A 20120-nucleotide genomic window follows, 5' to 3' on the forward strand; every position below is an offset into this window, starting at 1 on the left:
CTGGTCCACATGGCCGACGGCGCGGAGAACGCCAGTACGAGCGTCGAGTGTGACGCGCTGATGTTCGACAACGAGTCCACGTCGGACACGATGCCGTACATGGAGATCCAGGAGAACAAGGTCGACGTGGCCCACGAGGCGACCGTCGGGAAGATCGGCGACGAGGACGTCTTCTACCTGGAGACGCGTGGGCTGGACGACGACGACGCAAAGCAGATGATCGTCGCCGGCTTCATCGAGCCGATCACCGAAGAACTGCCCATCGAGTACGCGGTCGAGCTCAACCGCCTCATCGAACTCGAGATGGAGGGCTCGCTCGGATAGTGAACAGGCTCGGCAGATACAATTACAGAGATAGATCAATGGCTATCGATCCGAAATTCGAGGAGAATCGCGACGTCGCCGAACAGCACGAGGACCACCGAGTCTGGGGTCCGGTCGACGAACCGGAGCAACTGGGCATCCACGGCACGCACGTGGCCGTCGACTTCGACATCTGCATCGCCGACGGGGCCTGTCTGGAGGACTGCCCCGTCGACGTGTTCGAGTGGACGGATACTCCGGACCACCCGGAGAGTGAGATCAAAGCCGACCCCGCCAGAGAGGAGCAGTGTATCGACTGTATGCTCTGTGTCGACGTGTGTCCCGTCGACGCGATCGACGTCGATCCAGGTCGTGCTGGGAGGCTTTAGAGGGTGTGACGATGACCGCCCTGACACTCCAGTGCTACCGATGCGGGGCCGAGTATGACTATATCGGCACCTCGCCACATCCAGCCCGATGTCCGGCGTGTGCGTCGTCGTGCGTGCCGCCTGCTGGCTCTCTCACTGTCGTGAACAGCGTCCACTGGGAGAGTGCCAACGGACTCTCGAAAGTCTGGGTGCACGCCACTGACGAACGCGACCGACCGTTCGAGTTCGAGGTCGCTGCACACGGTGACTGTGGCAAACTGGTCGCGGTCAAAGTCGACGGCGTGTCGACCGACCCACAGACTGAACCGTCGCTTGAGAGACTCCCAGAGGCAGTGACGGCCGAAATCGCTGCCCTCGGAATCGACGATGTCGAAACTACCCGAATGAAAAACTCGAAACGATGATCGTAGATTCGACCACGAAACCGACGATATCACCGAGTATCGAACCGATGAGCCAGTATGCAATCACGACGATCGGAGGTGTTCACTGAGCCGATGAGCTCCGAGATCAGATTCACGGACTTCAAATCCGACAAACAGCCCACGTGGTGTCCCGGCTGCGGGGACTTCGGGACGATGAACGGCATGATGAAAGCTCTCGCGAACACCGGCAACGACCCAGACAACACGTTCGTGGTCGCCGGCATCGGGTGTTCCGGGAAGATCGGCACCTATATGCACAGCTACGCGCTCCACGGCGTCCACGGCCGCGCACTGCCCGTGGGCATCGGGACCAAACTCGCCAATCCCGAACTCGAAGTGATGGTCGCCGGCGGGGACGGCGACGGCTACTCCATCGGCGCGGGCCACTTCATCCACGCCGTCCGCCGCAACGTCGACATGACCTACGTCGTCATGGACAACCGCATCTACGGTCTCACCAAGGGCCAGGCCTCCCCGACCTCGCGTGAGGACTTCGAGACCTCGACCTCACCCGACGGGCCCAAACAGCCCCCGGTCAACCCCCTCGCACTCGCGCTGGCCGCGGGCGGCACCTTCATCGCCCAGTCGTTTAGCTCGGACTCCCAGCGCCACACCGAGATCGTCAAGAAAGCCATCGAACACGACGGCTTCGGCTTCGTCAACGTCTACAGCCCCTGTGTCACGTTCAACGACGTCGACACCTACGACTACTTCCGGGACACCATCGTCGACCTCGGCGAGACCGACCACGATCCCACCGACTACGACGACGCCAAGGGGAAGATTCTGGACGCCGACAAGGAGTATCAGGGCGTCATCTACCAGAACGACCAGTCGGTACCGTTCGAGGAACGTGAAGGCCTGACCGGTTCCATGGCAGACATCCCCGACGGCGCGCCCGACGAGGCGATGGACCTCGTCAGAGAGTTCTACTGAGTCCGACGAGCCACCACAATGTCACTTCAACAGTCTGTCTCCGTCGAGAACGTCGTCGCGTCGACCGATGTCGGGAGAGAACTCGACCTCGACAGCGTCGCGCTGGACCTGGATGGGGTTGATTACGACCCCGAAGCGTTTCCGGGCATCGTCTATCAGACAGACGAACCCGACGCGGTCGCACTCATATTTCGGTCGGGGAAGATCGTCTGTACTGGTGCGGCAAGCGTCGACGCCGCCCGTGATTGCGTTGATATCCTCTTTACGGAGTTCGAGACACTCGAGATCCCGACACCGGAGGAGCCGTCGATCACGGTTCAGAACATCGTCTCATCCGGAGATCTCGGAGCGGCACTGAATCTCAACGCCATCGCCATCGGGCTTGGCCTCCAGGCGGTCGAGTACGAACCCGAACAGTTCCCGGGCCTGGTCTACCGACTCGACGAACCGGACGTGGTGTTACTGCTATTTGGATCGGGAAAAGTCGTTATTACGGGTGGGACGCATCCGTCGGATGCGTCCACGGCGCTGGAAACTGTCGGTTCGGAACTCGAATCGCTCGGGTTGCTCGAATGACGGGGTGATCGAGAGCCACCGTATTCCGGCGCTGATCGGTGTCCGGGGTTTCGAGACGCAATCCCACGGGTCCAGTCGTGAGACGACGGCGACAGCCAGGAATGAGTGATCCTCTCGACTGTAAGGGTATGGCCCCTCTGACGACGGGCGTCGGAAATCGCCACGACCTCGAGAGACCCGTCCTGCTCCATGTGTGAGGGCTCGCAGGGGCAGCGAGAGAATCCGTCACGTTAGAGACGGTCTAGCTGTATCTCCGCACCGTCGAGTCCCTGGTTCCCTCGTCGACAGCGTTGGCGTCGTATCGGCCGTCACGATTCGGGAGTGGCACCACAGTACGCCAGCCAAGCAGACGTGAGCGGCCCTCTCGTCGGGAGAGTAGCGGTCGATACGGAGTGGCCGACGAACGTTTGCTCAGCCGCGATAGCGACTATTCGTCGTCGAGTCGGCCGGGTGTCCACTCCCTGTCGAGGGGGTCGTGGGAGAACGGTGTACTCTCTGCACCTGCGTAGGTGGCCACGATCTGGCCGTCACCTTCGAGGTAGTACTTGTAGGTCGTCAATCCCGCCAGACCGACCGGGCCACGAGCGTGGATCTTCCCCGTCGAGATGCCGACCTCCGCGCCGAGACCGTAGCGGTAGCCGTCGGCAAAGCGTGTCGAGGCGTTGTGGAAGACGCTCGCGGCGTCGATGCCGGTCATGAACAGCTCGGCGGTCTCGGCGTCTTCGGTGACGATCGACTCCGTGTGCTTCGAGCCGTGGGTGTTGACGTGGTCGACAGCCTCGTTCACGTCCGAGACGATCTTGATCGACAGTTCGAGGTCGCCGTACTCGCTGTCCCAGTCGTCGTCGGTCGCTTCACCGACGTCGACGATCTCGCGAGTCGCCTCGTCCCCGCGGAGTTCGACGCCGGCAGCCTCGTAGCGCTCGACGATGTCCGGGAGGAACGTCTCGGCGACGCGTTCGTCGACCAGGAGCGTCTCGACGGCGTTACAGACAGCCGGATACTGGACCTTGGCGTCGTAGGCGATCTCTTCGGCCTGTTCGAGGTCGGCGGCTTCGTCGACGTAGACGTGGCAGATCCCTTCCGTGTGACCCAGCACGGGAATTTGGGTGTTGTTCTGGATGTAGGAGACGAACTCCGAGGAGCCACGGGGCATCAGCAGATCCACTTTGTCGTCCATCTCCAGCAGGCGGTCGACCTCCTCGTGAGCTTCGATGAGTTGGACCCAGCCGTCGGGCAGCTCGGTGGTCGCCTCGCGGATGATCTCGTAGAGGACGCGGTTGGACTCGCTCGCTTCGCTGCCGCCTTTGAGGATGACGGCGTTGCCGGATTTGAGGGCGAGGGCGGCGATCTGGACCAGTGCGTCCGGCCGTGACTCGAAGATGGTGCCGACGACACCGATCGGGACGGCGACCTTGTAGAGTTCGAGATCCTCGTCCAGTTCCCGGGCGTCCAGTGTCTCGCCGAGGGGATCCTCCTGTTCGGCGACGCTGTCGACCATCTCGGCGATACTCTCCAGTTTCGCGTCGTCGAGTTTCAGCCGGTCGACGAGCGCCTGGGTGTACTCGCCACGTTCGAGCATGGCCTCCGCCTCTTCCACGTCGGTCGCGTTGGCCTCGCGGATCTCCGTCTCGTGGCTGCGAATGGCGTCGGCCATCGATTCGAGCGCCGCGTTGCGCGTCGCTTCGTCGACGTTTGCCAGCCGCAACGCGGCCTGCTGTGCGTCGGTCACCTGGGATTCGGTGTCGTGTTCAGTCATCTTCGGCTCCGTTTATAGGGACGAATAGCGTGCCCACCGATTTGGCAGTGGCGATCCGTTCTAGCACGTCTCGGGCCGCCGAGTTCGCGATGATGGCGGGCGTGCCGTGCTCGCTCACGTCGCGTGCACCCTCGACTTTCGTCTGGATGCCGCCGAACTCGGCGGTCGTGCTGTCGTCGACGAGCGACTGGACGGCGTCGTAGTTCGTGCCGACTGCCTCGATCAGTGCCGCGTCCTCGTCGTCTTTCGGATTGCCAGTGTAGACGCCGCCAACGTCGGTCAGCGTCACCAGCAGATCGACGTCGACACCGATAGCGACCGAGGCCGAGAGCATATCGTTGTCGCCGATCTGGATCTCCTCGGTCGCGATGGCGTCGTTCTCGTTGATGATCGGGACGATCCCCCAGTCGAACAGGGTCTCGATGGTGTTGCGGACGTTCGTGAACCGCTCGGGATTGGACAGATCGTGCTCGGTCAGCAGAATCTGTGCCACCGTCTGGTCGTAGCGGTCGAAACTCTGCGTGTAGTGGCGCATCAGGTGGCTCTGACCGACGGTCGACAGCGCCTGGCTCTCCTCGACGGTCTCGGTCTCCTCGTCGATCAGTCCCTTGCCGGCACCGACTGCGCCAGACGAGACCAACAGTACGTCTTTTCCACGCTCCCGGAGCGCCATGATGTCGCTGACCAGTTTGTCGAGTTTCACGCGGTCGAGTTGGGAGTCCGCGTCGGTCAGGGAGTTCGTCCCCGCCTTGACGATCACGCGCTGGGCGTCGGCGGCCTGGTTGCGTGCCCGCTCGACGACCTCCTCGTCGATGGCTTCGATCGTCGACTGGTCACTCATCGTCGAACTCCTCGGCGAGTTCGCGGGATCGCTGCTCGGCCGCTTCGACGGCGTCGACGACCGCCGTATCGGCGTCGCTGTCCCACAGCATCTCCATGCCTTCGATGGTCGTCCCGTTGGGCGAGCAGACGGCGTCGATGAGTTCCGAGACAGTTCGGTCGTCCCGGAGGACGGTCTCGGCCGCACCTTTGAACGTCTGCGCGGCCAGCGTCTCGGCCTGCTCGGGTTCGAGACCGCCGTTGACGCCGGCCTCCTTCATCGCGTCGATGAGGTAGAAGGCGAAGGCCGGGCCGCTCCCGTTGACGGCTGTGGACACGTCCATCAGTTCCTCGTCGATCTCGACGAACTCGCCGAGCGCGTCGAGCAGGTCCCGCACGTCGTCGTCGATCCCCTCCTGGGTGGCTGCGGCGGCCATGTCGCCGGTCTCGGCCGCCAGGTTCGGCATGATCCGGACGACCGTCGCATCCGTCTCGCTGGCGACGAACGACCGCGGGACGCCCGCCGCGATGGTGACCAGCGACTGGTCCGGCCGGAGGTCGAGATCCGAGAGCACTGCGGAGACTGCCTTGGGTTTGACGGCCAGAACGACGATGTCCGCTTCCCGCGCCGCGTCGATGTCGTCGGTCGTCCTGTCCGCGTCGTCGGCGACTGACGCCAGCGCCTCGGGATCGAGGTCGATAGCTGTCACTTCGTACGCACTGCTCTGGGCGAGCCCCCTCACGAACGCTCCACCCATGTTCCCGCAACCGATAACGCTCACGTGTGTCATCATATCCTCACTGGGGAGATTGAGGTACATACCAACTACGGCTTCGTCCGAGCAGTGGGCCTGGCGAGGTCGCTGTTCGTTTCACTACCAACGCCGATACACATTCGTATCTATGTGTGTGAAGAACCTCTGAAAATCCAGGATATCGGACTAGCGACGGTTTCGATAAAAACTTCGGGAAGCAGTAGTTGAGACGGACCATCTCAATGCATATGCCTCACGCCCTCTGTGCTCGGTCGTTCAGAGTTGGTCGACCGGCTTGTTGATAATCTTGAAGACTTCGCTCGCCCGGTCGAACCGATTTCGCTCCTTCCCGGTGAGCTCTTCGAGTGCTCCGTCGTCTGCGAGCGGGCCGATCAGTCGGCCGATTGTGCTGTATTCGACATCCAAACAGTCGGCTGCTGTGTTCACGTCCAAGTACGGATCTTCGACGAGCCCCATCAGCAGTTCGAGGATATTCTCAGACCGCTCGCTCTGACCCTGTTGATAGTCTTCTCGGAGGTCGACGAGGTAGTGTTCAGATTAGTTGCTCCCATGCGTGGGGGAACGACTGGAACCGGTCGTCAGCTGTGTCTCGCTCGGTGTTGTCGAAATAGTTCGAGAACAAAGAGGTACAGCGTTTTCCTTCAGGAAAGACACGTTTGAGAGCGGTCCAAGTTCCTGGCCTTCGTATCTGAAATCGAGAGCGTGTCGTCGGCAGGCGTCTTTCAGCGGTGCTGCACCGTAGACGAGAAACCACAGCGTTGTCCACATCGTGTTTCTCGCGGGGCTCGGCAAAGAATGCACGAACGACACCGCTTCATCCCGTCGTTTCAAACCTTCTGTAACGTAATGTATTCGTGTCGGGATCGACCGCTACGTACAGACAATATTGCTCGTCGTCGAGTCGGGTCACGGTCTTGTCGACCGCGATGTGGTCCGGACTGCATCCAGTTTTGGGCTGTAGATCGGCTTTGGAAACCCAATTGTGTACGGTAGGTCGCGCTCGCTCACCATCGGATATTTCAAAAATAGCAACTGTATTCGAAACTGTGACTTCAGCGAGATGCAACCGAATATCGATCTTCATCAGCGGTCGCGGTGTCGACTCGGCCCGCGGGGCGTACAACCGATCACCATCGACGATATCGACGTCTGGCAACGTTGGTTGTAGATCAGACTCCTCGACGAAGCGGTCGCGGCCCTCGTCGGAGACGCCGATAGCTGATACGTTAGTTGGACAGCCGACAATAACTCCCAGTCAGAAAGCGAACTGGAGCAGTTTCCGCGTCCCGATTCGTCCGAAGTCTCACATTACAGATCCGTCGTACCCGCTGTGGTCTCAACTTCCACGGCGGACCTGTGTATACAAAGACGCCACCGGCCACCGGCACCGAACGGAATATTTGTTCGCGATGTATACAGTGGAAGGTGACCGGCATCGATTTCGACGGTTTCGATCACGAGGCGCATATGCGAGCAGCCTTCGACCTGGCCCGGGAGGCCGCGGCACGCGGTGACGAACCGTTCGGGAGCGTCCTCGTCCGGGACGACACAGTCGTGATGACCGAGTCGAACAGAGTCAACACGGAGTCCGACATCCGACGCCATCCCGAACTCGATCTCGCCTACCGCGCCTGCAACGAGTTCGACCCGGACGAACGCGCCGAAATCGTGATGTACACCAGCACCGAGCCCTGTCCCATGTGTGCCGGTGGGATGGCGCGAGCAGGGTTCGAAGGCGTCGTGTACAGCGTCGGTGGCGACGAGATCGCGGCGTTCCAGGGGACGGAACCGTCGACTCGTGCGTCCGAGATCCTCGACGACACCCGTGTCGTGGGCCCGGTGTTGAACGAGGAGGGCCGGCAGATTCACGACGACTTCGACTGGTGACCGGCGGCCACCGCTATCGACTACTCCAGTTCGACGGTCGGTGGCTCGCCGTTCCAGCCGTACGAGAAGACGACGAACAGAACTGTCAACAGGCCGATTCCCACGAGTCCGAGTTTCAGCAATTTGGTGAGCGTTCGGATCACGTCACCCACTTCGAGTAACACGACCAAGTACTTTCATGTCCGCGACGGCGAGTGTGACTCGCCGTGACTCGCTCGGCTTCGTCTGGGAGGATGTAGGGGGGAACTACGTCGGGGGTGGCGTCAGGTCCTCGGTTTCGACGTGTTCGCGCCCGTCGGTCGGGTGCGAGCCGAACTGGTCGAGTTCGGCCTCGAGCGCGTCGATCCGCCGTCCGATGCGATCTTCGACGCCGTTCAGTCTCCGCGCGATTCGTTCCAGTCCGTCGTCGGATACGGAAACGCGATCCGTGGACGAGCAACACCACTCGACGTGGGTCCCGAGTCGGCGGTGCGAGACGATCTTGTAACACTCCGGGCAGCGTGGCATAGACTATCACGAGCTACTGCAGCAGGTGTCTTGATCGTTCGGCCGAATCGTTTAGGGCATCGAGGCGCGACCGTGTCGTCGTACCGGCCTCGGGTTTTATCAGCAGGTTCGTGGTACCTCTAGGCGGTCGGTCGCGTATCGCTGACCGACGGCAATCATGAGTTACCAGGGAAACGATCCGAACCGACGACGGGAGCAACGGCGCACCGGAACGCCACAGCGTCAGCCACAGTCCGGACAGCCACGAGCCGGGCAGGGGCAGCAGTCACAGTGGCAGGGACAGCCCACACAGACACCCAAACAGCAGCCCCAGACACAGTTGACACAGGAACCGAGTGGCGGCCAGCGACAACCAGGTGGTGGCCGACAGCCCGGTAGGCATCAGTCAGGTGTCCCGCAGGGAGGGATGCAACCTGGTAGCGGCCAACAATCATTGGGGCACCAGCAACAGCGGACACAGCCGCCACAGTCGGGCGCACAGGTCGGAACGCAGGGTGCCGGCCAGCACGGACAGTTCACCCAGCAGGCCAGCCTGGCTCAGTCGGCACCGGCGGCCGGGGCGAGTGGAATGGGAGCCCCCCCACAGCCTCGTCGGACGCGCCTGTCGCCGTCGAGCGTCGAGGATGTCGTCAGTACCGATCTGGTTACCGCGACGCGTGACACGCCGCTCGCGACGGTCGCCGCGATGATGAACGAAAACGACGTGGGCTGTGTGATCGTCGTCGAGGACGACGAGGAGACGCCGATCGGCGTTCTCACCGACCGCAAAATCGCGCTGGCGGTGGAGTCGGAACCGGAGATCGGCAAGCGGACTGCCGAGGAACTCGTCTCGTCGGACCTCCTCACTGGCCGGACCGATATGACCGTCTTCGAGGCGCTGGACAAACTCAAGCAAGCCGGCGTCCGTCGGCTACCGATCGTCGACGAGGCGGGCACCCTCACCGGTATCGTCACGCTCGACGACCTGCTCGTCTTGCTCGGCACCAACCTCGGCGACGCGGCCGATATCATCGCCGCCCAGACCACCCGGCACTCCTGACCGTCCGGGCCGCGGCTACCGGCCGCGTATCCCTCTCCATCGCGTTCCTGGGAGGCAACCCCTCGATGCTGTCCCCTGCACCGCGATTATGTTCCGTATCGTTGCAGATCCCGAGGTCGTACGTACCAGTCGATACGGGATAGCGACCATTCTTTACAGTTGTACGTATGTAATTGATACGGTCGAGTGCGGTGTGGATGCGAGGGATGACAGAAGACCTGCTCCTGCAGGCACCAGTCATTCACTGGCGAGGGTCGTCCGGCCGACGACCCACGATAGAACTCACCGACGAGGACGAAGGGAAAGAAGTGGTGCGCAGTGACGATTCCGTCGGCCGCGTCGTCGAAGTCGATCGCGGGACAGCGTACGTCGACCCGGACCCGGGGATCACCGAGACGATCAAATCGAAGCTGGGCTGGGGTGATCGTGGCGACGAAGACACCGACCCGCTTCAGGAGGCGAGTATCGAGTCGGTCACCGACGATCAGATCCGGCTCGAAGAGTAGCGCCGACGGCGGGGCGTCGTTTTTCAGGCGGTCCAGGCGAGTTCGAGCGACAGTTCAGCCGTACACTCGGGACGCTGGATCTGCCGGTCCTCGCCGGTCGTCTCCGTGTGGTTGGCGTCGCGCTGTCCCGAACAGCAGCCGGTCTCGACGATCCGGTGTAACGAGACCGTCGAGCCACACTCCGGACAGTCGATCAGGTACCCCTCCGCCGACTCGTGGAGTCCGTCCGGCAGGAGAGAACACGGATTACTCGCCGTAGTCTCTGATTACCGCCGGGAAGATCGGGTCTGGGGGTGACGTGTCGCTGTCGCCGACCGCGGCCGTAGGTGGAGAAAAACTTTTGGTAGCAGTCGTATAACTGACCCACGAGACAGATGAACAATCGCAACGTGTCACAGCGTGACCGGGCTAGAGTTTCACAGTCGGTCGGTCACCGGACACAACCGTACGTCGTCCACCACGACTTCGACGGGCCAGCGGAACTGACGACGACACTCGCACACGCCATCGCCGACGTCACCGGCTTCGAGGTCACGGAGACTGGCTTCACGCTGAGTGAGTACGTCGATCCGGACGCACTCGACCGCCTGTTCTCCCCCAAATCCGACGGGACACCGCGGACGAACGGCCATCTCAGGTTCACGATCTGGAACTGTCAGGTCACCGTCTACAGCACCGGGCGGATCGTCATTACGCAGACCCAGCCACAGCCCAGCCACCAGTAAGCAGGCCAGCGCTGTGGGCGCATTCGGCAGCCGAACGATCCAGTAGTAGCGATCGTCACGCCCGGGGCGTGGCGGACAGAAACCGCTTACCGAAATCGGAGACTCGTCAACCCGGGGCTATCCGGGTAAACGATAGCAGTTGTTTATACAGGCGCCGGGGGACGACAGGGACGCAGCGCCGAAAGCGGCGAGCATCTACCCGTACGTACCGGAACGGCAGACCCGGTTCGTTATCCACTGCAACCTATGAGCCAGCAACAACAGACTCAGCAAGGAACCGGCGAGACGGGCACACAGACGGCACAGCTCCAGCAGACACTGATGGAGAACGGACGCAAAGCAATGCGCCAGTTCTTCGAGTTACCGATCCAGCAGACGCTACAGTTCCAGCGCAGTGCCGTGGAGCTGTTCGTGAACAGTATGGAGGCACAGCAGTTGGCACAGGATCGGAGGATGGAGTTGACCAGGGAGACGATGCACAACTACCTCCGGACGCTCGACTCCGTCGCGCAGAACACCGAAGAGTTGGCCCAGTCGGAAATGGCCACAGCCCAACAGCAGGGCCAGGCGATGCAACAGGCGACGAGCGGATTGCAGGGCAACGGACAGCAGACATCACAACAGCAACCAGGTCCACAGCAGCCACAGGCGATCGGACCGCAGGCGTGGGCCGGCGGGCACCAGAAACCACAGCCGATTCAACAGCCTCAGGGGATGGGCCAGCAGCCTCCCCAGATCGGCCAGCAACCCCAGGGCATGGGTCCACAACAGCCACCACGGAAACAGGGGATCCAACAGCCACTCGGTCAGCAACCGGCCGCCAGGGCGGAGGGCGAGCAACCGGCACCGAAGCCCGAACCTGCCGAGACCACACGACCGGAGGGCAGAGGCGAGGGGAGACCGACAGGCGCCAAGAGTGAAGGCGCTGGCAGGCCACAACAGGAGTCACTGACAGAGACGCAGTAGTGGGCCGTGGCCGGGTCGATTTTTTCTCCCGGGAGCGTCGTTCAGTCCTCGGTCCAGTACATCAGGTCCTCTCTGAGAACGTCGCAGTTGGGACACGTCGAGGGAAGTGGCCGTCGATCTCGCCCATCTCGCCGCAGTTCGTGCACCGCCACATCAGTTCGGCCTGCCCGAAAGAGTGACCGGAACGGGCGTGTTCGACGCTCAGCGACTCGACGTCTTCCCGGACAGGTAGAGACCGCCATCCTCGACGCCGCGAACGGTACCGACCGCGTGACCGTCTTCGGTGTAGAGTGTCTGCCCGAACGCGAGGTCGAACTCGGCGGGGTCGATCGTGTGGGGAGTTTCACCTCGTCCGCTCATACCGCGGCTTGCCTGTGGACGCGGAAAAAGGGACTGTCGGGTCGGTTGCCATCTCCGAAGGAACCCGATCGCTCCCAGCCCTGTAGAGCAGTTGCCGCGCTCTCACTGCCGGCCCCTCACCTGTTCGAGCGTGGCTGACGAAACTCCTTTGGACTGTGCGGACTGGCCGCTGTGCTGGAGTTGGCTCACTGGCTGACACCAGCTGGGTACTCCAACGACCGGGCCAAAGAGAGTTCGTGTGGGTCCGAGATACTGGCCGTTCCGGCGGTTCAGAACGACTGTTCTTCGTAGCCGAGTTCGGTATCGTTGGTCTCGCGGTCGCTGTAGAATTTCCGCCCGACGGCCTCGGCGCGTTTCGCCGAGCTTTCGGACCGCTCGACAGGGCGCACGATTCGGTACTGCGGCGTTACCGCGACTAGCCAGTGAATAGTAAAAGCCGCGCCCCGTCTGGACCCCACGCATGGGTACGATCGTGGAGGCACAGATCCCGGCGTCGGAGTTCGCGCTCGGTGACACGGTGGCGGCGGTTCCGGACGCCTCGTTCGAGACCGTCCGCACGGTTACGACCGGGACGGATCAGCCGATACCGTTCCTGTGGGCCTCGGCACCGGCGTTCGATCGACTGGACGAAACACTGCGTGGCGACGACAGTACTGCCGAGGTACGCCGGCTCATCCGGAACGAGAATCACGTCCTCTATCGCGTCCGCTGGCAGGATCGGGTTCGCGAGCTGGCCGACTTCGTCGCCGCGGAGGACGGCACGCTCTTAGACGCCCGACTTCACGGGAGGACCTGGAAACTTCGCGTCCTCTTCCCGGAGAAGGCGGCCATGTCGTCGTTCTACGACACCTGCCGGGCCTACGGCGTCACCATCGACGTGAGCCGGGTGAACGGCCTCGAAAGCGTGGTCCGCCACGGGGGCACGCGGCTCTCAGCCGAGCAGTACGAGGCACTCTCCGAGGCACTCGAAGCGGACTACTACGGGGTGCCGCGAGGGTCGACGCTGGTCGAACTGTCCGACCGCCTCGACGTATCTCATCAGGCGGTCTCGGAGCGCCTCCGTCGGGCACACCAGTCCCTCATCGAATCGTCGCTCCACGACGGCCTCACGCCGGACGAACCACATCCGTGAGCGCCTCACGACCCCCGACCGCAGAGAGATTAAAACAGCATCGTCAGGGCAGACAAGCAGGGCCGGGACACCAGCACCACCAGTACTGAGATGCACACGAGCGGTAGCCGTCACTGACGGTTCGTCAGCCAGGTCTTCCGTCCCTTCCAGTACCTTCGTAGGCAAGTTCGGCTTTCGGGGGGCTACGGCCGGCGAGAACGACGTTCGCGACGCCGCCGAGCAGGAAGATCAGCGAGGCGAAGTAGAGCCAGGTGATCAACAGGAGAACGCCACCGAGGACACCGTACAGTTCCGCGGTCGAGGAGATGGAGATGTACACCTGAAAGAGCAGTTGGAGGAGCGTCCAGCCGACGACCGAGACGATTACGCCGGGCACGGCTTCGAGAGGGGCGATGTCCACGTCCGGGAAGACGTAGTAGACGGGGTAGAATGCGGCCGAGAGCGCCGCGATCAGAAAGAGGACGTTGAGAACGCCCAGAAAAGGGATCTGCGGGACCATCGCGAACACGAGTCCAGCGAACAACATCGCGATCATCGCGCCGGCCATCGCGGCGATCACGATCAACGCGTCGGTGAGCTGTTTCCGGAGCGAGCCGCGACCGTCCGTGCCGTACAGCTGTGCAAAAGCGGTATCGAGCCGTCGAAACAGGGTGAGCGCCCCCCACGAGAGCGCCAGGAAGCCCAGCACGGAGAGTCCGAACCGGCCACTGGCGTGTGTCAGTGCGTCGAAGACGACGTTCTGTCCGGCCGGCGAGAGGTAGCGTCTGGTGAGCGACAGGACGACCGCGACCAGTTCCTCGCCGCCGATCCACGAGACTGCGAGGACGACTAGCAACATGAACGGGAGCAGGGAGACGAACGCCGAGTACGCGAGGCTCCCGGCCATGAACGGTACGTCGCGCTCACGAAACTCCGCGACGATGTCGCGGACGAGTGTCGTCGCGTCGTCGACGGGCTTGGGCCAGGCGATGCTCATGCCCTGCCTCGCCCTCGACGGAAGCGTGGCTCCCGCTCCATCCGTGCTCGCCTATAGGGCCGGACGCACTTATCGCTCGCGGGGTGTCCCGTCAGTGACACCACGGGAGGGGTCTCCGGCAACTCGACACGCGAGTTCGTGATCTTTCTGGCGGCCGCGACGTGACGCCGGATCTGGCGGCACGTGACCGACGACGGTCGGCTCCGTCGTGTGAAAACTGCGAGTGAAGCCCGCCACGGGCTACGGCGGTCCAGGCGCGATTCGGGGGTCGAGATACGGTCAGTCGTCAGAGATCAGCGCTGTTGCTGGAACTGTCCCTCTTTCTGGCCCTGGTGGCGCTGCTGAGTCCGCTGTTTGTACTGGAGGCCGCCCTGTGACTGCTGTGAACCCTGCTGGCTCTCGATGGGCTGTTGTTGTTGGTCGCCCTGCTGTTGTTGTTCCTGCTGGCCCAGCTGGGTCCTGAACTGTTCCTGCTTGAATCCCTGCTGGGGCTGTTGTTGCTGGCCCAGCCCGGGCTGTTGGTGCCGGCTGGCTCGCCGACCCTGGTTCTGGATGCCTTGCTGGCCCTGATTCTGGATGCTTTGCTGTGGCTGTTGCTGGAACGTCTGTGGCTGCTGTTGCCGCCCCATCTGGCGTCGGGGCTGGTGCTGCTGGATCTCCTGGGGCTGGTGCTGGAACGTCTGTGGCTGCTGTTGCTGCCCCATCTGGCGTCGGGGCTGGTGTTGTTGGATCTCCTGGGGCTGGTGCTGGGCCCGCTGTCGCTGTTGGCTCTGTTGTTGCGGCTGCACCTGCTGTTGACCCTGTCCGGGTGTTCCGCCACCGCCGACGAACTGCCCGCTCTGTCCGTGCTGGGGCATCTGGTGTGATTGCTGGGGCTGGACGGACTCCGTCTGGGGCTGCTGGGAGAGTTGCTGTGGCGACATCCCGGCACCCTGGGGTTGCTGGGTCGGCTGTTGCTGTGACGGGCCGATCCGCTGGTGGCTCTGTCGCCCGACCTGTTCACGCTGCTTTCCGTGCTGCTGTGGTTCCTGCACGAACTGCCCCGTGCGCGGATCGCGGGGCTGCAACTCGGCCTGACTGGCCTCGTCCTCGCGGAACGCCTGACTCCGAGGCCGGTCGCTAGCTCCCTGCTCAGCACCACGTCCCTGCTGGCCCTGGCGCTGCTGGCGCTGTCCTCGCTGGCTCTGTCCCTGCTGATACGGATTTTGCTGGTTCATAGGTGGTCCTGCGCTGCTGTCAGCGTGGTGTCGGTGCCGTGGTATCGCGGCCGAGGAATCGATCTCGGGACCGCGTCACCGTGGTCGGTCACAACACCATCGGGCCCTGCCATGGCGTCGTCATTAACCGTTTCGTCGGTTCGGATCGCTAAGACGACGTTACTCCGTTTCGTCGGGATTTGGCCCTCGCTAGAATCCCTGAGACATCCCGCCGGACTGGCCGATACGCTGTGTGCCACCGGTCTGCATTCCGCCGCCCTGGGGGGCTCCCATCTCCTGCTGGATGGTCTGGATCGTGTCCCCGAGAACGCGGGCACACTCCTGGCAGTGGTCCCGGTCGTGCTGGCCACACTCTTGGGCGCAGGCCTGAACGGCCTGCTGGAAGGTCTGGAGGATCGACCGTCCGAACCGGGAGTTCCGCGGCACCATGGCGAGTGCGGTCTCACCGATCTCGGTCACGTCGTGACAGAGCCGGATGCACTCGGTCATCTGGGGATTGCTCTCCCGGATGCACTCGTCTGCACACCAGCCACACACCTCGACGGCGCGGGCGATGCTGTCGGCGAGGTGGCGGGACTGGTGGCCCATCTGCTGTTGCTGGCCGCCTGGGCGGCCGGCGGTCGCGCTCTGCTGGCCGTAGGTCTGTGCGCCTGTCGTCTGCTGGAACTGTCCTGCAGTCATTGTTCGACGGGCGGTCGACGCCCGACGGGGTGTATCACCACCCGGTCAATAGGTATAACACGGTTATCGCCAGTAACGCGGGCGTATTCTGTCGCATGGTCCGGTAGCGTCCATTCCGTGTCCGGCGGACATCGCGACCACGCCGAGTCAGACACCGGGTACCCCGGCCGCGTCGAACGTCGTCACGCCGAGCACCGCGAGGAGACCGACGACGAGAATCGAGGCGAGCCAGGCGATCAAGGCGATGCCGATCGCGTTCAGCCAGCCGCCGGGGTACCGGTAGTTGATGACGGCGACGTACGCGATCAGGGCGACGATGGGGCCCAGCAGGGGGATCCAGCCGATCAGGACGGCGACGAGCGTCCAGACGACAGCCCCGATCAGCGCGGTGATCAGGGCGTAGCTGTAGTCGTCGGTGTCCGTGATCACGCGCGCGCCGGCGTAGATACCGAGGGCACCGATGAGGAGACTCACCGCGAAGACGATCACGGAGTCGATGAGGGCCATGCGTCCACGTCCGTTCTGCCGCGTCGTTGTTATGGGTGGATTTCCAGTATCGTGTCGTCAGCACTCGATCCACCGACCGTTCGCATCGGCGCGCTGGATCGCGTCGAGCAATCGCTGGACCGCAAGCCCGGCCTGGAAGTCCGGGTCGTGTGACTCGCCGGCCACGGCCGCGGTCAGGAACTCGGCGTTCTCGTGGACGACGGAGTGTTCCCAGCCGAGAACGTGCCCCGGCGGCCACCAGTGATCGACGTAGGGGTCGTCGGGGTCGGTGACGAGTTCGCGCTCGAAGCCCCGCGCCCCCGCGCGGCGAACCAGGAGTTCGTTGGGTCGTTCGAGCGACCAGCGGAGCGCCCCGTCGGTCCCGTCGAGTTCGATCCGATGGTCGTTCTTTCGCCCGGGTGCGACTCGGGAGGCCTCGACCGTGCCCGTCGCGCCGTTCTCGAACGCGAGTTGCGCCGTAAACGCGTCGTCGACGGTCACGGGCTGGGTCCCATCGCCCTCGGGGTCCGGTCGCTCGTCAACGAAGGTTCGGGTGTAGCCGCTGACCCGCGCCACGTCGCCGACGAGATACCGCGCGAGGTCGAGCGTATGCGCGCCGAGGTCGCCCAGGGCCCCGCTCCCCGCCAGGTCGGCGTCGGTCCGCCACGACCACGGTGCGGTCGGATCGGCGAGCCAGTCCTGGAGGTAGCGCCCGCGGAAGGCGCGTATCTCGCCGAGTTCGCCGGTCTCGACCAGGTACTTCGCGCGAGCCACCGCCGGCAGGAAGCGGTAGTTGAACGCGACGGCCGCCGTGGCGTCGCTGTCGGCCGCAGCGGCGGCCATCCGTTCGGCGTCGTCGAGCGTGTGTGCGAGGGGTTTCTCACAGAGGACGTGGGCGTCGGCGTCGAGCGCGGCGATCGCGGGATCGGCGTGGAGGTAGTTCGGTGCGAGATCGTAGAACACGTCTACCTCGTCGACGACCTCGCGCCAGCCGGTCGCGGTCTCGGCGAAACCGAGGCGGTCGGCGGCCTCGGTGAGGGCCGACTCGTCGCGCCCGATCAACACCTGCCGGCGCGTCTCGGGTGCGTCCGGGAAGAACATGGGAAGCCGCGCCAGCGCGTTGGCGTGGGCGGTGCCCATGAACCGATAGCCCAGGAAAGCGACGCGGAGCGTCACGCCCAGAACGCCTCCCCAGGTTCGGATGCCAGCAGGACCCGGTCCAGTAGCTCGACCGCCTTTTCGAGCCCTTCCTGGGGACTCGTCAGCGCGTCCTCGTGTTCGATGCTCAGCGTGCCGTCGTACCCGACCAGTCGCAAGGCCGTGACGATGCGTTTCCAGTGACGCTCGCCGTGTCCGTACCCGACAGTGCGAAAGAGCCAGGACCGCTCGGCCGGTCGGTCGTAGCGCGTGGTGTCGAGGACGCCCCGGGTTCGCTGTCGGGACTCGTACAGTTCCGTGTCCTTGGCGTGGACGTGGTGGATCGCGGCCCGCGCTCCGAGCCAGCGGATCGCCGCGACCGGATCGATCCCCTGCCAGTAGAGGTGTGAGGGGTCGAGGTTCGCGCCGATGCGCTCGTTCGTTGCGTCCCTGAGTTTGGCGAGGCCGTGGGGCTCGTGGACCAGCATATTCGGATGCATCTCGACCGCCACGTCCACGCCGTGATCGGCGGCGAGGGTGGCCACGTCGTGCCAGTACTCCGTGGCGCGTTGCCACTGGTACTCGAGGGCGTCGGCGTGTTCGGGCGGCCAGGGGGCGGTGATCCAGTTCGGCGTGGTGTCGTCGGGGCTCCCGCCGGGCAGTCCGGAGAAGCAGGTGACTGCAGGCACGTCGAGTTCGTCTGCCAGCCGAATCGCCCGCCGGAGTTCGCGGTCGGCGCGGTCGGCCCGCTCGTCGTCCGGGTGGAGCGGGTTGTTGTGCGTCGCGAGAGCGCTGACCGACAGCTGTCGCTCGTCGAGCGCGGTGCGCAGTGCCTCTCGTCTCTCGGGACCGTCGAGCAGCGCGTCGGGGTCGAGATGGTCACTCCCGGGAAAGCCGCCACACCCCAACTCCACGGCGTTGACGTCCAGGTCGGCGAGGTAGTCGAATGCGTCCCCCCGCGGGCGCTCCCCGAGAGGGACGGTCAGGACACCGAGGTCCATACTCGTGATTCGACGCGGGGCGGCTAATAGTTCACCCGCGGGGCCATCGGCATCGACCGGTGGCCCGGTTCGCGGCCCGGCGTTACCGCTGTGGCTGAGATCGGCCGTTAGTGCCGCCCTTCTCGTCTGTCCGGGAACGAGTGATGTCGAGTTCGGCTTCGAGCGCGCGGAGCCGGCGGTACATCCGTCGTTCCGCATCTGAGATACGGCGGTCGAGTCGCTCGATTTTCCGAACGTGGCTCGTGTCGGCGCCCAGTTCCGCGCAGTACTGCTCGTGAGTCGCCAGCCTGTCGTACGGAACCGGCCGTTCACAGCCAGGGCAGATCGGCATAGGCCCTCCATGGTACAACCCCGCACGACTTCACTCTTTGGTTGCGGTCGTATGGCGCTCGATCCGGCGGCCACGGCGGATGCGTCGCCGACCGGTAGCGCGGAGCCAGCGTCAGACCTTTCGCCGAGAATCACGCACGACGTGTATGGTCCTGCAGATCGGCGTCATCGGAGTCGGTGGACTCGGTTACCTCCAGGCCAAGACGTACGCAGAACACGCAAACGTCGACATCGTCGCGGCCGCCGACGTCACTGCGGACGCTCGCGACCTGTTCGAACGGGAGTTCCACGCGCCGGCCTACGAGACGTATCGGGCTCTCTTGCACGAACACGGGGCCGAGCTGGACGCGGTCACCATCGTCACGCCACACACACTCCACTACGATCAAACCATGGCCTGTCTGAATCGGGACCTCCACGTCCTCGTCGAGAAGCCGATGGTCACCGACGTGGGGCAGGCGAAGGCGCTCGTCGAAACGGCCGCCGAACGCAACCTCGTCCTGCAGGTCGGGTATCAGCGGCGGTTCCACGACGGGTTCAGCGAGATCGACAGAGTCCTGCACAGCGGTCGCGTCGGCCGTCTCCGCGCCGTGGACTGTTACGTCAGTCAGAACTGGATCGACAACCACCGCGGGACCTGGCGGGTCGATCCACAGCTCTCCGGCGGCGGCCAGCTCTACGACACCGGGTCCCACGTCCTCGACGCGCTCGTCTGGCTCTCACACGGCGACCCCGCGACCGTGACCGCCCAGATCCAGTACGCCAAGCCCGACGTGGACGTCGACAGCGTGTTGACGATCAGCCTGGAACGCGACACCGCCCCGGTCCTGGCGAGCGTCGCCATCGTCGGCGACGGCGTCGACATCACCCCCAGGGAAGGGTACCGGTTCTGGGGAACCGACGGGACGATCTCCTACACGGACGACGAACTCGTGATCGAGGAACAGAACGGAGCCACGTACCGAACGGAGATGGCCATCGACGCCGACTTCGACACGCTCAATCGCCGCAAACTGCAGAACTTCCTCGACGCGATCGAGGGCCGCACCGAGTCGGCGGTCCCCGGGACCGTCGGTCTCACCATCACCGCGCTCACCGAAGCAGCTTACCAGGCCGACGCGACCGGCTCGGCCGTCTCGGTCCAGTCGATCGTCGAGAGTGCGACCGTCGAACAGTGACGAGCGCCC

Annotated in this window: 25 protein-coding genes and 2 pseudogenes; 12 read left to right on the forward strand and 15 right to left on the reverse strand. The window is 63.9% G+C overall.

Annotated elements, in window-relative coordinates; genetic code table 11:
- From BMX17_RS17145 to BMX17_RS17165, 5 genes are all read left to right on the forward strand, one after another.
- Nucleotides 1-324, forward strand: a 324-nt coding sequence (locus BMX17_RS17145; RefSeq protein WP_170845365.1) for a SufD family Fe-S cluster assembly protein, incomplete at its 5' end; no start/stop codon positions are given.
- A 38-nt stretch (nucleotides 325-362) separates the two neighbouring features.
- Nucleotides 363-692, forward strand: a complete 330-nt coding sequence (locus tag BMX17_RS17150) for a 4Fe-4S dicluster domain-containing protein (RefSeq protein WP_092662343.1) — start codon at nucleotides 363-365, stop codon at nucleotides 690-692.
- Nucleotides 693-832: 140 nt separating this feature from the next.
- On the forward strand, nucleotides 833-1096 hold the full coding sequence (locus tag BMX17_RS17155; protein WP_244515037.1) for a hypothetical protein: 264 nt from the start codon (nucleotides 833-835) through the stop codon (nucleotides 1094-1096).
- Nucleotides 1097-1189: 93 nt separating this feature from the next.
- The gene (locus tag BMX17_RS17160; RefSeq protein WP_092662347.1) at nucleotides 1190-2053 is read left to right on the forward strand and encodes a 2-oxoacid:ferredoxin oxidoreductase subunit beta; all 864 of its coding nucleotides are present in this window, start codon (nucleotides 1190-1192) and stop codon (nucleotides 2051-2053) included.
- A gap of 18 nt (nucleotides 2054-2071) precedes the next feature.
- Complete coding sequence (locus BMX17_RS17165; protein ID WP_092662349.1) at nucleotides 2072-2629, forward strand: TATA-box-binding protein; 558 nt, start codon at nucleotides 2072-2074, stop codon at nucleotides 2627-2629.
- 427 nt (nucleotides 2630-3056) lie between these two features.
- Here BMX17_RS17165 and BMX17_RS17170 read toward each other — a convergent pair whose 3' ends face one another.
- From BMX17_RS17170 to BMX17_RS17190, 5 genes and pseudogenes are all read right to left on the reverse strand, one after another.
- Nucleotides 3057-4388, reverse strand: coding sequence for a glutamate-5-semialdehyde dehydrogenase (locus BMX17_RS17170; protein ID WP_092662351.1), 1332 nt, complete (start codon nucleotides 4386-4388; stop codon nucleotides 3057-3059).
- Nucleotides 4381-5229, reverse strand: a complete 849-nt coding sequence (gene proB, locus BMX17_RS17175) for a glutamate 5-kinase (RefSeq protein WP_092662353.1) — start codon at nucleotides 5227-5229, stop codon at nucleotides 4381-4383. Before proB ends, BMX17_RS17170 begins: the two co-directional genes overlap by 8 nt.
- Nucleotides 5222-5998 carry a pyrroline-5-carboxylate reductase gene (proC, locus tag BMX17_RS17180; RefSeq protein WP_092662478.1) on the reverse strand — a complete coding sequence of 259 codons (777 nt, stop codon included), beginning with the start codon at nucleotides 5996-5998 and terminating at the stop codon, nucleotides 5222-5224. The genes proB and proC overlap by 8 nt, the downstream gene beginning before the upstream one ends.
- Before the next feature lie 240 nt (nucleotides 5999-6238).
- Nucleotides 6239-6439, reverse strand: coding sequence for a hypothetical protein (locus BMX17_RS17185; protein ID WP_244515038.1), 201 nt, complete (start codon nucleotides 6437-6439; stop codon nucleotides 6239-6241).
- Between the two features lie 76 nt (nucleotides 6440-6515).
- Nucleotides 6516-7139, reverse strand: a pseudogene (locus BMX17_RS17190) (IS6 family transposase).
- Nucleotides 7140-7417: 278 nt separating this feature from the next.
- Between BMX17_RS17190 and BMX17_RS17195 the strand changes: the two are divergent.
- Nucleotides 7418-7870, forward strand: a complete 453-nt coding sequence (locus BMX17_RS17195; RefSeq protein ID WP_394327917.1) for a nucleoside deaminase — start codon at nucleotides 7418-7420, stop codon at nucleotides 7868-7870.
- A 20-nt stretch (nucleotides 7871-7890) separates the two neighbouring features.
- Here BMX17_RS17195 and BMX17_RS26295 read toward each other — a convergent pair whose 3' ends face one another.
- Both BMX17_RS26295 and BMX17_RS17200 read right to left on the reverse strand, forming a co-directional pair.
- A complete protein-coding gene (locus BMX17_RS26295) occupies nucleotides 7891-8040 on the reverse strand; it encodes a hypothetical protein (RefSeq protein WP_170845457.1) in 150 nt (49 codons plus the stop codon).
- Nucleotides 8041-8116: 76 nt separating this feature from the next.
- Nucleotides 8117-8377 carry a hypothetical protein gene (locus BMX17_RS17200; RefSeq protein WP_092662355.1) on the reverse strand — a complete coding sequence of 87 codons (261 nt, stop codon included), beginning with the start codon at nucleotides 8375-8377 and terminating at the stop codon, nucleotides 8117-8119.
- A 157-nt stretch (nucleotides 8378-8534) separates the two neighbouring features.
- Between BMX17_RS17200 and BMX17_RS17205 the strand changes: the two genes are divergently transcribed.
- The 4 genes from BMX17_RS17205 to BMX17_RS26745 all read left to right on the forward strand — a co-directional run bounded on the left by BMX17_RS17205 (nucleotide 8535) and on the right by BMX17_RS26745 (nucleotide 11613).
- Nucleotides 8535-9416, forward strand: coding sequence for a CBS domain-containing protein (locus BMX17_RS17205; RefSeq protein WP_092662357.1), 882 nt, complete (start codon nucleotides 8535-8537; stop codon nucleotides 9414-9416).
- A 197-nt stretch (nucleotides 9417-9613) separates the two neighbouring features.
- Complete coding sequence (locus BMX17_RS17210; RefSeq protein WP_244515040.1) at nucleotides 9614-9922, forward strand: PRC-barrel domain containing protein; 309 nt, start codon at nucleotides 9614-9616, stop codon at nucleotides 9920-9922.
- A 374-nt stretch (nucleotides 9923-10296) separates the two neighbouring features.
- Nucleotides 10297-10647 carry a HalOD1 output domain-containing protein gene (locus BMX17_RS17215; RefSeq protein ID WP_170845458.1) on the forward strand — a complete coding sequence of 117 codons (351 nt, stop codon included), beginning with the start codon at nucleotides 10297-10299 and terminating at the stop codon, nucleotides 10645-10647.
- A gap of 246 nt (nucleotides 10648-10893) precedes the next feature.
- Entirely contained in the window at nucleotides 10894-11613 is a 720-nt protein-coding gene (locus tag BMX17_RS26745) for a hypothetical protein (RefSeq protein ID WP_092662359.1), read from the forward strand.
- 41 nt (nucleotides 11614-11654) lie between these two features.
- On the opposite strand, the pseudogene BMX17_RS17225 reads toward BMX17_RS26745, so the two are convergent.
- Nucleotides 11655-11973: pseudogene (locus BMX17_RS17225) on the reverse strand (DUF7130 family rubredoxin-like protein).
- A 460-nt stretch (nucleotides 11974-12433) separates the two neighbouring features.
- Here BMX17_RS17225 and BMX17_RS17230 point away from each other — a divergent pair.
- Nucleotides 12434-13105: a helix-turn-helix domain-containing protein gene (locus BMX17_RS17230; RefSeq protein ID WP_092662361.1), complete on the forward strand. Its 672-nt coding sequence runs from the start codon at nucleotides 12434-12436 to the stop codon at nucleotides 13103-13105.
- Nucleotides 13106-13229: 124 nt separating this feature from the next.
- Here BMX17_RS17230 and BMX17_RS17235 read toward each other — a convergent pair whose 3' ends face one another.
- From BMX17_RS17235 to BMX17_RS17265, 7 genes are all read right to left on the reverse strand, one after another.
- A complete protein-coding gene (locus BMX17_RS17235) occupies nucleotides 13230-14081 on the reverse strand; it encodes a YihY/virulence factor BrkB family protein (RefSeq protein WP_092662363.1) in 852 nt (283 codons plus the stop codon).
- 293 nt (nucleotides 14082-14374) lie between these two features.
- Nucleotides 14375-15298, reverse strand: coding sequence for a hypothetical protein (locus BMX17_RS17240; protein ID WP_092662365.1), 924 nt, complete (start codon nucleotides 15296-15298; stop codon nucleotides 14375-14377).
- 189 nt (nucleotides 15299-15487) lie between these two features.
- On the reverse strand, nucleotides 15488-15979 hold the full coding sequence (locus tag BMX17_RS17245) for a four-helix bundle copper-binding protein (RefSeq protein WP_092662367.1): 492 nt from the start codon (nucleotides 15977-15979) through the stop codon (nucleotides 15488-15490).
- 147 nt (nucleotides 15980-16126) lie between these two features.
- Entirely contained in the window at nucleotides 16127-16486 is a 360-nt protein-coding gene (locus BMX17_RS17250) for a hypothetical protein (protein ID WP_092662369.1), read from the reverse strand.
- Between the two features lie 57 nt (nucleotides 16487-16543).
- Nucleotides 16544-17641, reverse strand: coding sequence for a Gfo/Idh/MocA family protein (locus BMX17_RS17255; RefSeq protein WP_092662371.1), 1098 nt, complete (start codon nucleotides 17639-17641; stop codon nucleotides 16544-16546).
- On the reverse strand, nucleotides 17638-18603 hold the full coding sequence (locus BMX17_RS17260) for a sugar phosphate isomerase/epimerase family protein (protein ID WP_092662373.1): 966 nt from the start codon (nucleotides 18601-18603) through the stop codon (nucleotides 17638-17640). The genes BMX17_RS17255 and BMX17_RS17260 overlap by 4 nt, the downstream gene beginning before the upstream one ends.
- Before the next feature lie 82 nt (nucleotides 18604-18685).
- Complete coding sequence (locus BMX17_RS17265) at nucleotides 18686-18934, reverse strand: hypothetical protein (RefSeq protein ID WP_092662375.1); 249 nt, start codon at nucleotides 18932-18934, stop codon at nucleotides 18686-18688.
- Nucleotides 18935-19079: 145 nt separating this feature from the next.
- Between BMX17_RS17265 and BMX17_RS17270 the strand changes: the two genes are divergently transcribed.
- Nucleotides 19080-20111, forward strand: a complete 1032-nt coding sequence (locus tag BMX17_RS17270; protein ID WP_092662377.1) for a Gfo/Idh/MocA family protein — start codon at nucleotides 19080-19082, stop codon at nucleotides 20109-20111.
- Nucleotides 20112-20120 lie beyond the last annotated feature (9 nt).

The organism is Halorientalis persicus (genome assembly GCF_900110215.1).
In the GTDB taxonomy this organism is placed as follows: Archaea; Halobacteriota; Halobacteria; order Halobacteriales; family Haloarculaceae; genus Halorientalis; species Halorientalis persica.

Coding starts and splice junctions, on each gene's coding strand:
- BMX17_RS17150 (WP_092662343.1), top strand. CDS start 363: ATGGCTATCGATCCGAAATTCGAGGAGAATCGCGACGTCGCCGAACAG.
- BMX17_RS17160 (WP_092662347.1), top strand. CDS start 1,190: ATGAGCTCCGAGATCAGATTCACGGACTTCAAATCCGACAAACAGCCC.
- BMX17_RS17165 (WP_092662349.1), top strand. CDS start 2,072: ATGTCACTTCAACAGTCTGTCTCCGTCGAGAACGTCGTCGCGTCGACC.
- BMX17_RS17170 (WP_092662351.1), bottom strand. CDS start 4,388: ATGACTGAACACGACACCGAATCCCAGGTGACCGACGCACAGCAGGCC.
- proB (WP_092662353.1), bottom strand. CDS start 5,229: ATGAGTGACCAGTCGACGATCGAAGCCATCGACGAGGAGGTCGTCGAG.
- proC (WP_092662478.1), bottom strand. CDS start 5,998: ATGACACACGTGAGCGTTATCGGTTGCGGGAACATGGGTGGAGCGTTC.
- BMX17_RS17185 (WP_244515038.1), bottom strand. CDS start 6,439: ATGGGGCTCGTCGAAGATCCGTACTTGGACGTGAACACAGCAGCCGAC.
- BMX17_RS17200 (WP_092662355.1), bottom strand. CDS start 8,377: ATGCCACGCTGCCCGGAGTGTTACAAGATCGTCTCGCACCGCCGACTC.
- BMX17_RS17205 (WP_092662357.1), top strand. CDS start 8,535: ATGAGTTACCAGGGAAACGATCCGAACCGACGACGGGAGCAACGGCGC.
- BMX17_RS17210 (WP_244515040.1), top strand. CDS start 9,614: ATGCGAGGGATGACAGAAGACCTGCTCCTGCAGGCACCAGTCATTCAC.
- BMX17_RS17215 (WP_170845458.1), top strand. CDS start 10,297: ATGAACAATCGCAACGTGTCACAGCGTGACCGGGCTAGAGTTTCACAG.
- BMX17_RS26745 (WP_092662359.1), top strand. CDS start 10,894: ATGAGCCAGCAACAACAGACTCAGCAAGGAACCGGCGAGACGGGCACA.
- BMX17_RS17230 (WP_092662361.1), top strand. CDS start 12,434: ATGGGTACGATCGTGGAGGCACAGATCCCGGCGTCGGAGTTCGCGCTC.
- BMX17_RS17235 (WP_092662363.1), bottom strand. CDS start 14,081: ATGAGCATCGCCTGGCCCAAGCCCGTCGACGACGCGACGACACTCGTC.
- BMX17_RS17240 (WP_092662365.1), bottom strand. CDS start 15,298: ATGAACCAGCAAAATCCGTATCAGCAGGGACAGAGCCAGCGAGGACAG.
- BMX17_RS17245 (WP_092662367.1), bottom strand. CDS start 15,979: ATGACTGCAGGACAGTTCCAGCAGACGACAGGCGCACAGACCTACGGC.
- BMX17_RS17250 (WP_092662369.1), bottom strand. CDS start 16,486: ATGGCCCTCATCGACTCCGTGATCGTCTTCGCGGTGAGTCTCCTCATC.
- BMX17_RS17260 (WP_092662373.1), bottom strand. CDS start 18,603: ATGGACCTCGGTGTCCTGACCGTCCCTCTCGGGGAGCGCCCGCGGGGG.
- BMX17_RS17265 (WP_092662375.1), bottom strand. CDS start 18,934: ATGCCGATCTGCCCTGGCTGTGAACGGCCGGTTCCGTACGACAGGCTG.
- BMX17_RS17270 (WP_092662377.1), top strand. CDS start 19,080: ATGGTCCTGCAGATCGGCGTCATCGGAGTCGGTGGACTCGGTTACCTC.